At 69.9% G+C, this 15,730-nt stretch carries 14 protein-coding genes; 7 read left to right on the forward strand and 7 right to left on the reverse strand.

Annotated elements, in window-relative coordinates:
* The first annotated feature begins 92 nt into the window (after positions 1-92).
* Genes BLT27_RS05590 through nagZ form a run of 3 tightly spaced genes read left to right on the forward strand, consistent with a single transcriptional unit; the run spans position 93 to position 3,653 of the window.
* Complete coding sequence (locus BLT27_RS05590; protein WP_089732057.1) at positions 93-1,070, forward strand: carbohydrate ABC transporter permease; 978 nt, start codon at positions 93-95, stop codon at positions 1,068-1,070.
* 1 nt (position 1,071) lies between these two features.
* The gene (locus BLT27_RS05595) at positions 1,072-1,986 is read left to right on the forward strand and encodes a carbohydrate ABC transporter permease (protein WP_089732058.1); all 915 of its coding nucleotides are present in this window, start codon (positions 1,072-1,074) and stop codon (positions 1,984-1,986) included.
* 56 nt (positions 1,987-2,042) lie between these two features.
* Positions 2,043-3,653 (forward strand): beta-N-acetylhexosaminidase, encoded by a 1,611-nt coding sequence (gene nagZ / locus BLT27_RS05600; protein ID WP_217639097.1) that lies wholly within the window; start codon positions 2,043-2,045, stop codon positions 3,651-3,653.
* Between the two features lie 12 nt (positions 3,654-3,665).
* Here the strand turns inward: nagZ and BLT27_RS05605 are convergent, their stop codons facing one another.
* From BLT27_RS05605 to BLT27_RS05615, 3 genes are all read right to left on the reverse strand, one after another.
* Positions 3,666-4,040 carry a RidA family protein gene (locus BLT27_RS05605; RefSeq protein ID WP_089732060.1) on the reverse strand — a complete coding sequence of 125 codons (375 nt, stop codon included), beginning with the start codon at positions 4,038-4,040 and terminating at the stop codon, positions 3,666-3,668.
* Between the two features lie 5 nt (positions 4,041-4,045).
* On the reverse strand, positions 4,046-4,750 hold the full coding sequence (locus BLT27_RS05610) for a PIG-L deacetylase family protein (protein ID WP_089732061.1): 705 nt from the start codon (positions 4,748-4,750) through the stop codon (positions 4,046-4,048).
* A 118-nt stretch (positions 4,751-4,868) separates the two neighbouring features.
* Complete coding sequence (locus BLT27_RS05615; RefSeq protein WP_089732062.1) at positions 4,869-6,089, reverse strand: aminotransferase class V-fold PLP-dependent enzyme; 1,221 nt, start codon at positions 6,087-6,089, stop codon at positions 4,869-4,871.
* 154 nt (positions 6,090-6,243) lie between these two features.
* Between BLT27_RS05615 and BLT27_RS05620 the strand changes: the two genes are divergently transcribed.
* Complete coding sequence (locus tag BLT27_RS05620; RefSeq protein WP_089732063.1) at positions 6,244-7,380, forward strand: ABC transporter ATP-binding protein; 1,137 nt, start codon at positions 6,244-6,246, stop codon at positions 7,378-7,380.
* Positions 7,381-8,100: 720 nt separating this feature from the next.
* Here the strand turns inward: BLT27_RS05620 and BLT27_RS05625 are convergent.
* A complete protein-coding gene (locus tag BLT27_RS05625; RefSeq protein WP_089732064.1) occupies positions 8,101-8,802 on the reverse strand; it encodes a cytochrome c biogenesis CcdA family protein in 702 nt (233 codons plus the stop codon).
* Complete coding sequence (locus BLT27_RS05630; protein ID WP_089732202.1) at positions 8,799-9,305, reverse strand: TlpA family protein disulfide reductase; 507 nt, start codon at positions 9,303-9,305, stop codon at positions 8,799-8,801. The genes BLT27_RS05625 and BLT27_RS05630 overlap by 4 nt, the downstream gene beginning before the upstream one ends.
* Before the next feature lie 104 nt (positions 9,306-9,409).
* On the opposite strand from BLT27_RS05630, the gene BLT27_RS05635 reads away from it, so the two are divergent.
* Positions 9,410-10,204, forward strand: a complete 795-nt coding sequence (locus BLT27_RS05635) for a DUF3179 domain-containing (seleno)protein (RefSeq protein ID WP_245707633.1) — start codon at positions 9,410-9,412, stop codon at positions 10,202-10,204.
* Position 10,205: 1 nt separating this feature from the next.
* On the opposite strand, the gene BLT27_RS05640 is transcribed toward BLT27_RS05635, so the two are convergent.
* Together BLT27_RS05640 and BLT27_RS05645 are read right to left on the reverse strand one after the other, a co-directional pair.
* Positions 10,206-11,345, reverse strand: a complete 1,140-nt coding sequence (locus BLT27_RS05640; RefSeq protein WP_089732066.1) for an acyl-CoA dehydrogenase family protein — start codon at positions 11,343-11,345, stop codon at positions 10,206-10,208.
* Between the two features lie 84 nt (positions 11,346-11,429).
* Positions 11,430-11,630, reverse strand: a complete 201-nt coding sequence (locus BLT27_RS05645; RefSeq protein WP_139172260.1) for a hypothetical protein — start codon at positions 11,628-11,630, stop codon at positions 11,430-11,432.
* Between the two features lie 213 nt (positions 11,631-11,843).
* Here BLT27_RS05645 and BLT27_RS05650 point away from each other — a divergent pair, with 213 nt between their 5' ends.
* Both BLT27_RS05650 and BLT27_RS05655 read left to right on the forward strand, forming a co-directional pair.
* Positions 11,844-13,772, forward strand: coding sequence for an acetate--CoA ligase (locus BLT27_RS05650; RefSeq protein ID WP_089732068.1), 1,929 nt, complete (start codon positions 11,844-11,846; stop codon positions 13,770-13,772).
* 156 nt (positions 13,773-13,928) lie between these two features.
* The gene (locus BLT27_RS05655) at positions 13,929-15,575 is read left to right on the forward strand and encodes a bacterio-opsin activator domain-containing protein (protein ID WP_089732069.1); all 1,647 of its coding nucleotides are present in this window, start codon (positions 13,929-13,931) and stop codon (positions 15,573-15,575) included.
* The last annotated feature ends 155 nt before the right edge of the window (positions 15,576-15,730 follow it).

The following is a 15,730-nucleotide window of genomic DNA, read 5'->3' on the forward strand; positions in this document are numbered from 1 at the left end:
CCGTCGGGGGCCGAACAGCGACGCGTCGGGCGATTATTTCGGCGGTGTCGCTGTAGAAAACGATATATACGGGCAGTGAGAACTCGTGTCACATGCTCGAAGCCGTCAGAAGCGGCGTCGCCGGCCGGACCCCCGAGTGGGCAAGCCGGCTGCGGCCGTCGCTCGACGCGGACACCAGATTCGCGTACAAGCTGTTGCTCCCGGCGTTCCTGATGATGGCGATCATCCACTTCCTGCCCATCGGGTGGGGGTTCTACATCAGCTTCGTCGAGCTCGACGCCCAGTTCATCTCGAAGTGGTGGACCGCGCCCGTCGTGGGCCTGGAGAACTACGCGAAGATTTTCGACCCGTCGACCATCGTCGGCGCGGAGTTCTGGAGCTCGCTGAAGCAGACCGTCATCTTCACCGCGGGCTCGGTGGTCGGCATCTACACGCTCGGGCTCGGCACCGCGTTGCTGCTCAACGAGGACTTCCGTGGGAATCTCATCGCCCGCACGCTCGTGCTCATCCCCTGGATCGCGCCCGCCGTCCCGGCGGTGCTGACGTGGCAGATGATGTTCCGCTCGGACACGGGTATCATCAACCACCTGCTCCGGTCGGCAGGGCTCGTCGAGGGGACGTTCTTCTGGCTCATCGGTCCCCGGTCCATCGTCGCCATCACCGTCGTCTGGACGTGGCAGAACTTCCCGTGGGCGACCATCATGCTGTACGCCGGCCTCCAGTCCATCCCGGAGCAGCTGTACGAGGCCGCCGAGACCGACGGCGCGGGGCGCTGGGAGAAGTTCCGATACATCACGCTGCCACAGCTCAAGCCCGTCTCGGTCGTCATCGTGCTCCTGCTGACCGTCTGGTCGTTCATCAACTTCACCGTCCCGTACATCCTGCTGGGCTCGAACCCGAGCGACTCCGGCCAGGTGCTCATGCTGTTCATCTACAACTACGCGTTCTCGAACTGGTCGTTCGGCCTCGGCGCGGCCATGAGCACCGTCCTCTTCCTCGTCGCGATGGTGCTCGCGTACGCCTACTACCGGCGCATCATCGGCGGCGAGTTCGACGGGGGTGCCATCTGAGATGCTCGGGTCGGCCGGGACGGACGAGGCCGCCGAGGGTCGCGTCCCGTCGGAGCTGCGCCTGACGAAGGCGGGCCGGGAGCTGCTGGTCACGGCCGTCTCGCGGTTCGCGCTCGGGCTGATACTCGTGTTCGCGTTGTTCCCCATCTGGATGATGGTGATGAACAGCTTCAAACCGCGGAGCGCGGTGATGACGGAGAACCCCTCGCTGGTCCCGCGGACGTTCCACCCGTCGAACTACGTGGAGATGTGGTCGCGGTTCCCGCTCGTGGAGTACTTCACGAACAGCCTCATCATCGCGTCGGCGACGACGGTCGTCTCGCTGCTCGTCGCGAGCCTGGCGGCCTACGCCTTCTCACGGTACGACTTCCCGGGCAAGAGCAAGCTCGAGCTCTCCATCCTCGGCACGCAGATGATCCCCGGCGTGCTCATCCTGCTGCCGATGTACCTGCTGTTCATCAACGTCCAGATACACGTCGGGCTCCCGATGAAGGACACCTACCACGGCCTCGTGTTCCTCTACTCGACGTTCACGGTCCCCTTCGCCATCTGGATGCTGCGTGGGTACTTCGACACCATCCCGGAGGCCCTGGAGGAGGCCGCACGCATCGACGGCTGCACGCGCCTCGGCGCGCTGTTCCGCGTGGTGATGCCGCTGGCCGCGCCGGGCATCGCCGCCACCGGGATGTTCGTGTTCCTGATGGCGTTCAACGAGGTGCTGTTCGCGTCGGTGCTGGGCTCGGAGAACGTCACGCCCTTCGCCATCGGCATCCAGCAGTTCGAGACCCAGAGCCAGACGTACTGGGGGCAGATGATGGCCGCCTCGACCGTCGCGACGGTCCCGCTGTTGCTGCTGTTCGTGCTGTTCCAGAAGCCAATCGTCGCGGGGTTGACCACGGGCAGCGTCAAGGAGTAGGAACTAAGACGCCGGCCCCCGACGGTCGAACCGACATGGTCGAGCGACCTGCCGTCATGGAGCGTCCAGTGCAGTCGGTCCCGACCGAGGTGAAGGTCGGGCAGCTGTTCGTCGGAGGATTCGACGGGCCCCGTCCCACACCGGCCATCGAGGACCTGATCGAGTCCCGACACCTCGGCGGCGTCATCTACTTCAGTCGCAACGTCGAGCGCCCGCACCAGCTCGCGGACTGCTCGCGCGAGCTGCAGTCGCTCGCGCTGGAGGCCACCGGTGCCCCGCTGCTCGTCGCGACTGACCAGGAGGGCGGCGTCGTCTCCCGGTTCGACTGGGGGACCCAGCTTCCCAGCCAGATGGCGCTCGGGGCGGCCGACGACCCGGACCTGGCTCGCCGCGCCGGCCGTGCGGTCGGCCGCGAGCTCGCCGCCGTCGGCGTCACGACGAACCTCGCGCCCGTGCTGGACGTGAACAGCGACCCGGACAACCCAGTCATCGGCGTACGGTCGTTCGGGGACGACCCGGACCGCGTCGGCGCGCTCGGCGCGGCGTTCGCGGACGGGCTCCAGGACGCGGGTGTCGCGGCCTGCGGGAAGCACTTCCCCGGGCACGGCGACACCGACACCGACTCACACCGCTCGCTCCCGGTCGTCGACCACGACCGTGAGCGGCTCGACGCGGTCGAGTTCCGGCCGTTCCGTCGGGCGGTCGACGCCGGCATCGAGGCGCTGATGACGACCCACATCGCGTTCCCGGCGGTGACCGGCGACGACGGGCTGCCCGCGACGCTCTCGCGCACGCTGCTGACCGACGTGCTCCGCGACGAGTTCGGCTTCGACGGGCTGGTCGTCTCCGACTGTCTGGAGATGAACGCCATCGCTGGCACCGTCGGCGTCGAGGAGGGTGCCATCCGGGCCATCGAGGCCGGCTGTGACGTCGTGCTCGTCTCGCACTCGCCCGGCGCACAGCGCGGGGCCATCGACGCGGTGGTCGAAGCCGTCGAGTCGGGGCGGCTGGACGAGGGGCGCGTCGACGAGGCGTTCGAGCGCGTCCGTCGCCACAAGCGCCGGTACGCGCCGGCCGGGGGCGCGATGGAGCGCGAGCCGTCCGGTGGGAGCGTGACGCCGGACGACGAGCAGGCGGCCCCCTCGTGGGAGGTCGCCGGCGGCGCGGCGCGTGATGTCGCACGCGAGGTCGCCCGCGCGGGCGTCACGGTCGTGCGTGACCGCGGCGGGACGCTCCCGCTCGACCCGTCCGTGCCGTGCCACGTCGTCGGCTTCGACGGCGGCCGAGAGTCCGACGCCGAGGACGACCGCTACGACCCGCGGGCGTTCTTCGCCGCGCTCGCGGACAGGGGCGTCGAGGTGTACTCGCACGCGGTAACGGGCGACGAGTACACCCCGTCGTTCGACCCCGGCGCGCAGGTCGTCGTCGCCACGCACCGCGCCCGGGCGGACGAGGCACAGCGGGCGGCCGTCGCGGCGCTGGCCGACGCGCCGGTCGACCTCGTCGTCGTCTCGCTCCGAGACCCCTACGACGTCGCAGCGCTGCCCGATGCGGGGACGTACCTCACGGGCTACGGCTACGACCCCGCGACGGTCGACGCGCTCGCGGCGGTCGTGGTCGGGGCGGCGACGGCGACCGGCGAACTGCCGATGTCGCTGCCAGAATGAGTCGCGACCGGGTCAGGCCTCGGCGACGACCTCGATCTCGACCTTGATGTCCACGGGGAGCTTGACGACCTCGACGGCGCTGCGGGCGGGATATGGCGGCGACATCGCCTCACCGTACACCTCGTTGACCGCGTCGTAGTAGCGCATGTCGCTGACGAAGACGGTCGCCTTCACGACGTCGTCGAGGCTCGCGCCGCCCGCGCTGAGGACTGCGGCGAGGTTGTCGAGCGTGCGGCGGGTCTGCTCGCGCACGTCCTCGCTGACGACGTCGCCGGTGTCGGGGTCGATGGGACCCTGGCCGGAGACGTAGATGCGGCCGTCGGACTCGATTCCCTGCGAGAAGGGGCCGATGCTCTCGGGTGCGTCGTCGGTGGTGAGTTCGCGCATGGCTGTCAGTCGAGGTAGTCGCGGGCGGTCTCGTGGAGCGGGACGAACCCCTCCGCGGCGGTGCAGCCGGCCTGCTTGCCGAGAACGAGCCCCTCTGCGCGGAGGCTCTCGGCGAGGTTGTCGAACTCGGCGTCGATGCCGCCGTGCTCGACGAGGAACTCGACCTGTGACTCGTGGCGTTCGAGCGCGTCGAGCTTCCGGTCGAGGTGGTCGGAGACGTCGACGAACGTCTCGGGCTCGAACGAGGAGGTCGGTTTCCCGAAGTGGTACACGTTGTCCGGGTCACACGGCGGGTGGTCCGTCTCGCACAGCGGGAGCGACGCCATGTAGTAGGCGTCGGTGACCAGCCCGGCGGTCGCGCGGTGGTCGGGGTGCATGTCGTCGCGGAAGTGCGTCAGCACGAGGTCCGGGTCGTGCTCGCGCAGGACGTCTACTAGCAGGAGGCGGTTCGCGAGCGAGTCGGTGACGCGGCCGTCCTCGAAGTCGAGGAACGTCACGTCGTCGACGCCGAGGACCTCGCCGGCGGCGCGGGCCTCCGCCTCGCGGGTCTCTGCCACCGCCGCCTCCGACTGGGAGCCGAGGCCACCGTACTCTCCCCGTGTCATGTGGGCGACCGTGACCCGGTCACCCCGGTCGGCGTGCTTGGCGAGCGTTCCGCCACAGAATATCGCAGCGTCGTCTGGATGTGCGACTATCGCTAACAGATGCATCGTTCCACGATGCGACGATGACGCACAAATAGGTTCCCCTCGCGGCGGCACTCGCGGTAGGAATAGGCGGAACGCGTGTGGGAGAGGGAGGGCCGCGTCAGCTCGGGACGCAGGGTGCTCAGGTGGGGACGTTCGCGACGATGCGCTCGACGACGTAGTCGGCCTCGTCGTCGGTGAGGCACATCGGATTGACGACGACCTCGCCGGCGTCGAGGCGGTCCGCACCGACGTAGACGCGGGGGCGCTCGGCCCGGAGGTCGGTCACCAGCTCGGTCGCCGTGGTCCCGGCCTCGTCGACGGCGACGACGACCTCGGGGGCCACGCTGGTCTCGTTTCCGGGCGTGACCTGGGTGGGGACGCCGGCGGCGGCGAGGCCGTCGGCGATGCTGTCCGCGCGTCGCTGCCACTCCGGGACGCGGGACTCGCCCTCCTCGACGAACGCGTCGAGGGCGTAGAGCAGGCCGACGAGTTCCTCCTTGCCGACCTTCATGGGGCGGCCGATGCCCTGGCGGGGGACACCCTCGACGTTGTCGGGGTCGACAAGCCGCTCGGGCGGGTTCCAGGCGTCGGCGGCGACGTGCATGTCGAGGTGCTGGAGGGCGATCGACTCGACGTACTCCCGCTTGCCCGCGACGATGCCCGTGGTCTGCGGGCCGCGGATGCCCTTGCCGCCGCTGAAGACCACCATGTCCGCCCCCTGCTCGACGAACCGGGAGCTGTTCGAGACGGGGGGGACCTCGGCGGCGGCGTCGACGATGACCGGCACGTCGTGCTCGTGGGCGACCTCGGCGACGACGGGCAGCGGGGGCTGGGTGTAGGACTTCTGGACGTAGCCGACCGCGGCGGTGTCCTCGTCGATGGCCGCCGCGAGCTCCCAGGGCTCGACGTTGGTCGAGCCGGTACCGAGGTGGTGGTCGTTCGTCCCGACGTCGACGATGTCCGCGCCCGCGGTCCGGAAGGCGTGGTCGTAGCCCGTCCGGTGGGTTCGGGGCATCACGATGTCGCTGGGGACCCCGTCGGTGTCGGGCAGTCGGTCCATCACGGAGACGTCGTACCCGGCGATGGCGGCCGCGGCGGAGAGACAGAGCCCGGCCGCGGCCCCGCTGGTCACGTAGCCCGCCTCCGCGCCGGTGACGGTCGCGATACGGTCGGAGGCGGCCGCCTGGAGGTCCGCCAGCTCGACGAACTCCTCGGCCGCGTCGCCCATCGCGTCGAGTGCTTCCGTACGGATGCGGCTCCCGCCGATACGGGTCTTCGTTCCGGCGGCGTTCACGACGGTGGGGACGTTCAACTCATCGTAGACGGAGCCGGCGTGGCTCCTGTGGCGTTGGTCTGACATGGTTGAGCACACTCGGCACGCTGGTGGCCGAGGCAGTCGGGTACCTCGTAGTAATTCTGTCGGGGTATAAGAAGATTCGCCTCGGTGCAGCCCGGGGAGTTCTGCGGTCACATAAAGGATTAAATAGGCGCGACCTGAATCGACACGGTACGCCATGGCACAGTTAGAGCTGGCTAGCCTTAGTAAGACCTATCCGGGGGAGAGCGGCGGCGTGCTCGCGGTCGACGACGTAGACCTGACGCTCGAGGACGGCGAGTTCCTCGTCCTCGTCGGCCCCTCCGGCTGCGGGAAGTCCACCACGCTGCGCATGATCGCCGGGCTGGAGTCCGTGACCGAGGGGGACATCCGCATCGGCGGCGACTCCGTCGCCGACCTGGAGCCCCGCGAACGCGACATCGCGATGGTGTTCCAGAACTACGCGCTCTACCCGCACATGACCACCCGCGAGAACATCGGCTTCGGCCTCAAGATGACGACCGGCCTCGACGCCGACGAGCGGAACCGGAAGGTCGAGGACGTCGCCGAGACGATGGGGATCGAGGACCTGCTCGACGACCACCCGCGCGAACTCTCCGGGGGGCAGCAACAGCGGGTCGCGCTGGGCCGAGCCATCGTGCGCGACCCCGAGGTGTTCCTGATGGACGAGCCGCTGTCGAACCTCGACGCGAAGCTGCGCACGCAGATGCGCACCGAGCTGAAAGCACTCCAGGACGACCTCGGCGTGACGACCGTCTACGTCACCCACGACCAGACGGAGGCGATGACGATGGGCGACCGCATCGCCATCCTCGACGACGGCGAGCTCCAGCAGGTCGGCACCCCGCTGGAGTGCTATCACCGTCCGGCGAACCGCTTCGTCGCCGGGTTCATCGGTGCGCCGTCGATGAACTTCCTGGACGTCGTCGTCGAAGGCGAACTGCTCGTCCACGACCAGTTCCAGTACCGCGTCTCCGCGGAGACCACCGAAGCCATCGGGGACCGGCCGAAGGTCTCCCTCGGCGTCCGCCCGGAGGACATCCGCATCGTCGACGACCCGGCGGGTGAGAACGTCGTCGAGGCGTCGGTCCACCTCGTCGAACCGCTCGGCGATCTCTCTCACGTCACGCTGAACTGCGGCGACCGACAGCTGACAGCGACGGCACCGAGTGGCCGGACCTACGACCGGAACGAGACGGTTGGGTTCACCTTCGACGAGGCGGACTGCCACCTGTTCGACATCACGACGGGGGAGTCGCTGAAGACCAGCGACGGCACCGTGGACGACGAGACGGCCGCGGTCCGTGCACGGTGACCGCGGCTGCGGGTTCGCCAGATTTATACGAACTGCTCGCATCGTAACGAACGGGACGTCGCGACGCCAGTAGCACGTGCAGCGACCGCGACGTTCCGACGCATCGCGACGCGATCGCGTGTCCATCTGCCACCACGTGGACCGCCGGTTGCGTCGCTCTACCCGTCTGACCCATTCCGTGTCCGCCGTCTCCCGCGGCGCGTCGTTGCCCGACGACGCGCTCGCTGGGATTGCTGGTCCCGACCGACCAGCCACTGCACCGTGCGCAACCACCTACCGTCATGACTTGATAGAAAAATCACCGTAATAGATTAGTTTCATATTTCGAACCTATTTACTTGCTCCAGTTCCTCCAGTGCGCCTGGCTGGTGAAAGACGGTAGAAAAAGGCTGGAGAAGGTTGCTGCGTAGCTTAAGGGGAGCTTCGAACACAGGACCAGCTTTCCCAGCTGGACGCGGCGTGACAACGAAGTGTCGATGGAGAAAACCCCATAGAACGGTGTATTGGGGGGATATGTGGTGGTTCTGGTGCTGAACCGCGACCGGTCGACCGAACGGCTGGCAGAGATTCACGACTACCAATATATTGAGAAGATATCTATATAAAAAAGTAAACGTATAGGCGCGGCAGTGCTCGGGGGCCCGACGGCGAGACGCGGTGCGGGGCCGGGGACGACGGCCGACCCGGCGTCGTCCGCGCCGCAGGCGGGGGACCCCTGACCTACAGCCCGAGCGTCGCTAGCCCGTCGAACACGACGAGGTAGTAGTAGAGCTGGACGACTCCGGCGACGACGAGGACGACGCCCGCGACGCGGGTGACCCGGCCCGTCGAGGCGGAGAGCCGCTGGAGGATGGCGGCTCGCCCCAGCGCGGCGAGCAGCGTCACCGCGAGCATCAGCAGGCTCATGCCGGTCGCGTACGCGCCGAAGAGGAGCACCGCGCCGGTGGGGCTCGCGTTCAGCGCGACGCCCGCGATGGCGACGAACAGCGGCGCGGTACAGCCGGCCGCGGCCGCGGCGTAGACGACCCCGAAGGCGAAGAAGCCGCCGACGGAGCGGCGACGCTCGGGCAGCGGGAGGTGCATCGACGGCTGGAACCGGCCGCTGGCCATCCCCAGCCCGAGGCCGATGAGCAACACACCGACGACGAGTTCGAGCGTGCTCACGTTCGAGAGGGCCTTCGCGCCGAGGGCGCCGGCGACACCGGCGAGGACGGCGTACACGAGGAAGAAGCCGAGGCTGGTGACGCTCGCGACGACGACGGCCCGGCGCAGGCGGGTCACGAGCGGCGGCGTGGTCGACTGCCCGTCGCCCTCGCCGAGGAAGTACGCGACGTAGCCGGGCAGCAACGGGTACGCGCAGGGTGCGAGGAAGGTGAACACCCCGGCGCTGAACGCGAAGGAGAGCTGCGAGCCCCCGATCACGACCGGGCACGCTCGACGGCGGCGACGATGTCCTGCGAGCGGGCGAGGCCGGTGTGGCTCCACACCTGCTCGCCGTCGGCGTCGAACACGAACAGCGTGGGGAACCCACGCGGGTCGTAGGTGCTCGACGCCTGCAGCTCGGGGTCGAGCAGCACGGGCCAGTTCCCGTCGTACTCGCGCCAGAACGCCCGGACGGCGTCGCGGTCAGACTCGGTCGTGACGGAGCGCATCGCGAGGTCGGGGAACTGCTCGCGGACCGCGCCGAGCTCGGCCATCTGGGGCTTGCACGGCTGGCACCACGTCGCGAAGAAGTCGAGCACGACGGTGCTGCCCGCTGGCTGGACGACGACCTCGCCGCCGGGGGAGCCGCCGACGTCCACCGACGCCAGGGCGAGGTCGTCGCTCGTCCCGCCGCCGGGACGGAACGAGTCGAGGCAGCCGGCCAGCCCGGTCGCCAGCCCGAGGCCGCCGGCGCGGAGGAGAGACCGACGAGATGGGTGCATACGCCACAGTAGACGGAGCACCCGTCAATAGCCTTGCGCCGGTCGTGAGACCGTGTCGCACGACCGCAGGGGGGTTATGCCGCCGTCGTACCTACGCCTCCAGCGTGACGGGGACGACCAGCCGACGGCGGCTCCTCGCCGTGACCGCTGCTGCGGGTGTCGGTGCGCTCGCTGGCTGTACCGCGCGGTTCGACGGGAGCGACGGCGATGGGTCGCCGACGAGCCGCCCGACGACGGCCGTCGACCCGAGTTCGCTCGCGGCGAACGGCAACCCCGCGAGCATCTGTAGCGCCCCCGTCGTCGAGGGCATCCGCGGCATCGTCGAGCCGGCGTTCGCGTCGGACTGGAGCGCGGTCGACCCGGACAACGAGTTCGTCTACGGCGAGCCGACACTCGGCGAGGAGCGCGCGGTCATCGGCGTCGTCGCCGACGGCGCGGCCCGGGCGTACCCCATCGACGCCTTCTGGCGACACGAGGTCGTCAACGACGAGTTCGGCGGGCCGCTCCTCGTCACCTACTGCCCGCTCTGTCGGAGCGGGATGGTCGCCTCCCGGGTCGTCGACGGCGAGGCCCTGACGTTCGACGCCTCCGGCCAGCTCTGGGTCCCGCCGGAGATCCACTCGCGGTCCGCGGAGCGGGGCGGCGACGTGTTCGTCGCGGGGAGCCGCGGGGTGCCCGACGAGAACGAGTCGGTCCGGAACACCGCCAACCTCGTGCTGTACGACACCGCCACCGAGAGCTACTGGAGCCAGTTGCTCGCGACGGCCATCTGCGGCCCACACACCGGGACCCGGCTGACCATCCGTCCCTCGACGCTTTCGACCTGGGGCCAGTGGCGCGCCGCACAGCCGGAAACCGACGTGCTGTTGCCCGCGCCACACTCCGAGCTGAGCGAGTGAGCTACAGCAGCCGGTCGGCGATGATGTTCTTCTGTATCTCGCTGGTCCCCTCGTAGATCTTGGTGATGCGGGCGTCGCGGTAGAACCGCTCGACGGGGTGGTCGGTGACGAAGCCCGCGCCGCCGTGGACCTGGATCGCTTCGTCGGCCACGTCGACGGCGTGCTCGCTGGCGAACAGCTTCGCCATGCTGGCGAACTTCGCGGCCACGTCGTCGTCCCCGTCCTCGACGTGGGTCGCGGCGCGGTAGGCGAGCGACCGGGCGGCCTCAACGTTCGTCGCCATCTCGCTCAGCTTGTGTCTGATGGCCTGGTACTCCCCGATGCGCTGGCCGCCCTGCTCGCGCTCGGCGGCGTAGTCGACGGCGGCGTCGAGGGCGGCCTGTGCGGTGCCGATGGCCTGTGCGGCGACGTTCGTCCGGCCGTCGGCGAAGAAGGCCATGAGCTGGTAGAACCCCTTGCCGACCTCGCCGATGACGTTCTCGGCCGGCACCCGCACGTCGTCCAGCACGATCTCGGCGAGGTCGGAGGCGCGGATGCCGAGCTTGTTGTCTATCTTCGTCGTCTCGAACCCGTCCAGGTCGGTCGGGACGAGGAACGCGGTGATGCCACGGTGACCCGCGTCGGGGTCGGTCTTGGCCATGACGACGGCCACGTCGGCGACGGTCCCGTTGGTAATCCACATCTTGGTGCCGTTCAGGGCCCACTCGTCGCCGTCGCGTTCGGCGCGCGTCTCGATACCGGCGACGTTCGAGCCGTGGGCGGGCTCGGAGATGCACGAGCAGGTCGCCGACTCGCCGCTCGCGACCCGGGGGAGCCACTCCGCCTTCATCCAGTCGTCGCCGAACTCCTGTATCATCGTCGAGCCGAAGCCCCGGGAGCCGATGGCGCTCCCGATGCCGGGGTCGGCCCGCCAGAGCTCCTCGGTGACGACGACGCTCTCGAGCAGGTCCATCCCGGCCCCGCCGTACTCGGGGTCGATGGTCGGCGCGACGAGGTCGTACTCGGCGGCCTCTTGGACGAGGTCGTGTGGGTACTGCTTCGCCTCGTCGTGTTCACGGGCGACGGGTCTGATCTCGTTTGCGCCGAACTCGCGGACCGCGTCGCGGATGGCCCGCTGTTCGTCGGATAGCTGGAACGACATACCCCACCCACGTATTCCATCGTAAAGAACCTGTTCCAGAAAGTTACGATTGTTAACTGAGCGTGCAGGGTCGATCGGATCGGCTCACGTTCCGAGGTACACCTCGCGGACGGACTCGTCGTCGCGGATGCGTTCGAGCCCGTCGAGCTCCTCGCGTCCGCCACCACCGCTCCCGGCGAAGCTGTCGAGGCAGCCCGCCGTGAGCGCGAGTCCGGTCCCCGCCCGGCCGCCTTCAGCAGCGGCCGGCGACGGACGATGGCGTCGCGGGTGCAATCTGCCCCGCATCTGGTTTACACTGTGTGCGTGAAACTGTTTTGATTACCATCGTTAACCGTACTCGACCGACTGCTTTACCCTAATGATACTTAATACACGGAGTCTGTTGCCATATAACATGGGTAGGGGTGGGGTGGCTGCAAGGGGTTATTAGGCGTCAGCGCGTCGGCCGGCACTCCGTGGGGCCGAAGCCTTATGCGGCCGAACCCGTATGTCCAACCGATGACTGCGCCGGACGGACCGCAGGCGGGCGACGTGGTCGACCCACCGACGGGGTTCGTCACGCAGGCGAACGTGGCGGCGGCCGAGGCGGCGTCGTTCGACGCGCCGTGGCCGGACTGCTGGGCCGCGGCGGCTGACCGGCTCGACTGGCACCGCGGGTACGACACGGTCCTCGACTCGGGGGACGGCGGCCCGCCGTTCCGCTGGTTCGTGGGCGGTGAACTGAACGCCTGCGTGAACTGTCTCGACCGGCATCTCGACGAGCGGGGCGACGACGTCGCGCTCGTCTGGGAGGGCCACCTCGACGAGCGCGTCACGTACACGTACCGCGAGCTGTTCGACGAGGTGAACGCCGTCGCCGCCGGGCTGTGCGACCTCGGCGTCGGCGAGGACGACGTGGTGACGACGTACCTCCCCTCGATGCCGGCGGCGGTCGCGGTGATGCTCGCCTGCGCCCGCATCGGGGCGGTCCACAACGTCGTCTTCGCCGGCTTCTCGGCGGACGCACTCGCCACTCGGATGGAGCGTGCGGGCTCGCGCTACCTCGTCACCTGCGACGGCTACTACCGCCGCGGCGAGGCGGTGAACCAGCGCCGCCGCGCCGACAACGCGCGGATGGCGCTCCCGTACGACCTCGACGCGACGGTCGTCGTCGACCGGCTCGCGGCCGGGAGCAGCCACACCGAGGACGGTGCCCGCTACGACGACCTCCTGGCCGCACACGAGGGCACGACCGTCGAGCCGGTGCCACGCGGAGCGTCCGACCCGCTCTTCCGGATGTACACATCGGGCACGACGGGCGAGCCGAAGGCCGTCACCCACACCACGGGCGGCTACCTCGCACAGGTGGCCTGGACGACCGAGCGCGTCCTCGACGTCGACTCCGAGACGACCATCTGGGGGACCGCCGACCTCGGCTGGATCACGGGACACTCCTACGTCGTCTACGGCCCGCTCTCGCTCGGCGCGACGACGGTCCTGAGCGAGGGGAGCCCGGACGCCGCCGACCGGGACCGCCCGTGGGAGATCGTCGCGGCGAACGACGTGAACGTCCTCTACACCGCGCCGACGGTCGTCCGCTCGTTCATGAAGTGGGGCACGGCGTACCCCGAGGCCCACGACCGGTCCAGCCTGCGCCTGCTCGGGAGCGTCGGCGAGCCGCTGGACGCGGAGACGTGGCACTGGTACCACGAGCACGTCGGGGGCGGCGACTGTCCGGTGGTCGACACCTGGTGGCAGACCGAGACGGGCGCGGTGCTGCTGACGACCCTGCCTGGCGTCGAATCGATGAGGCCCGGGTCGGTCGGTCGGCCGCTGGCCGGCATCGAAGCGACCGTCCGCGACGGCGCGGACGCCGTCTGTGCGCCCGGCGAGCGCGGCTGGCTCTCGGTCGACCGACCCTGGCCAGCGATGGCCCGCGAGCTCGCGACCGCCAGCGACTGGGGCGCGGTGGCGGACGCCCCCGAGCGCTGGCGCTACCGCGTCGGCGACGAGGCGGTCGTCGACGAAGACGGCTACGTCACCGTGCTCGGGCGGGTCGACGACGTGCTCAACGTCGCCGGTCGGCGGTTCAGCACCGCCGAGATCGAGCACGCCATCGTCCAGGTCGACGGCGTCGCCGAGGCGGCGGTCATCGGCCGTGACGACCCCGACATCGGGACCGCCATCGTCGCCTACGTCACCACCGAGGACGGGCCGGCGGGCGCCGCGGTCGCGCGCGACGACGTCGACGCGGCCGTCGCGGCGGCCATCGGCGCTGGCTCGACGCCCGACGAGGTCGTGTTCACGCCCGACCTCCCGAAGACGCGCTCCGGCAAGATAATGCGCCGACTGCTCGGCGACATCGCGAACGGCGAGGACTACGGCGACACGAGCGCCCTGCGCAACCCGGAGGTCGTCGGCGAGCTGGAGGCGCGCCAGCGCGAGTAGCTCGCTCCGGTTCGTCGACCTCGTTTCGTCACCAGCAGGGAAGCGAAACGAATCAGGCCGGAGCCGAGGGACAACAGGGGCTACTACTCTATACTGCCGGTGAACGCATGCGAGAGGCAGTAGAACTATTTCGCTGGCTGTGGAACCACGAAACAGATGAGTCGGCACCTCGGCGACGCTGGCTACGAGCGACTGCGGCGGCACGCCGAGAGCCACCGCGAGGACCTCGTCTGCCGCCTCTGTGGCGAGGCCGGGCTCCGTCCCGCGGAGGTGACACAGGTCACGCCCGACGCGGTCGTCCCGGTCGACGACGCGTTCCTGCTCGACCTCCCGGACCGGACCGCGTTCCTGCCCGCCGACGTGGCGCACGACCTCCGGCTGTACGTCGACGCGACCGACTGCGCCCCCGAGGAACCGGTCGTCGACGTGTCGCCGCGGCGCGTGCAGATGCTCGTCCGCGAAGTGGCCGACCGCGCGGCCGAGGCGACGGGCGAAGCCCGCTTCGCGGACGTGTCGAGCCGGGACCTCCGCGAGCGGTTCCTGCTCCGGCACCTCCGGACCGGCGTCGACCCGCGCGTCGTCGCTGCGGCGGCTGGGTTCGACAGCGTCGCCGGCCTCGCGCCCTACCTCGACGACCCCTCGGGCGTCGAACTCGCGGCGGCACTCGCCGCGGACGGGCCGGACGACGGTACCCTGTCGGCCCGGTCGCGTGCCGCCGTGGCACTCCTCGCGACGCTCGCCGGCGAGTTCGCGTCCGTGACGACGACGGACGAGCTGTCCACCCGCCTCTGCGACCGTCTCGTGGCCGTCGACGGCTACGAGTCGGCGTGGGTCGCCCGCGCGACCGACGACGGGCTGGCGCGGCAGGCACACGCCGGCTTCGACGGGGGCGTCGTCGACACCATCCTCGCGGACCACGCCGACGACCTACACGCTGTCCTGCGGTCCGGCACACACCGCGTCCTCGACCTCGGGGGCGACGACGTGGCCGTCTGTGTCCCCTTCGGCGCGACCGAGGGCGCGGAGCGGCTGCTCGGCGTCGGCGTCGCGAGGCCGGTCGACGACGCCGAGACCGACGCCCTCGTCGCGATTGGCGGACTGGCCGGCCGGGCACTCGACGCGCTCCGTCGCCGTCGCCGGCTCGTCGCCGACGTGGTCACCGAACTGCGGTTCTCGGTCCGCGACCCCGCGGCCGTCCTCGTCGACATCTCGACCGGGCCGGCCGACCGCGTCGAGGTGACCGGCGTCGTCCCGGGCGGCCCAGGGCTGGTGCTGTACGCCGTCGTCGCGGGAGCGACACCCGACGCCGTCTCCGACGCACTCGCCGACGACGAGCGCGTCGAACGGGTGCGTTACGTCGACGACGCCGCCGACGGCCCGGTCGTCGAGCTCGCGCTGGCGTCCTCGCCGGCACTGACGCTCGTCGAGCTCGACGCCCGCGTCGAGTCCTACGTCGCCGAGGACGGCGCGGGCTCGCTCGTCGCGACCGTCGCGGCCGACGCCGACGTGCGTGCGGTGGTCGACGCCCTGACCGAGCAGTACCCGGCGGCGAGCCTCGGCGCGAAGGAGACCGTCGAGCGCACGGTCGACCCCGGCGCGGGTTTCTCGACGTCGCTGCGCGACGACCTGACCGAGCGCCAGGCCGCGGTCCTCCGGGCGGCGTACCACGGCGGCTACTTCCAGTGGCCCCGTGAGTCGACCGCGGAGGAGCTGGCGGACTCGCTGGACGTCGCATCGCCGACGCTGCACAATCACCTCCGTGTCGCCCAGTCGAAGCTGCTCGACGCGTACTTCGAGGGCTGACCGCCGCTCGGCGGCGGCGAGCGCGACCGGCGGCTAACTGTCTAGAGACGGCCGGTGGCGAGCCGAAGCCAACGGTGACGGCCAGGGGAGAAACCCGCGACAGCCGAACGCGTGTTTCAGCCGCTGGAGCGCCCGAGAACGGCCGTTCCGTCTGG

Source organism: Haloarchaeobius iranensis (genome assembly GCF_900103505.1).
Classification (GTDB): Archaea; Halobacteriota; Halobacteria; order Halobacteriales; family Natrialbaceae; genus Haloarchaeobius; species Haloarchaeobius iranensis.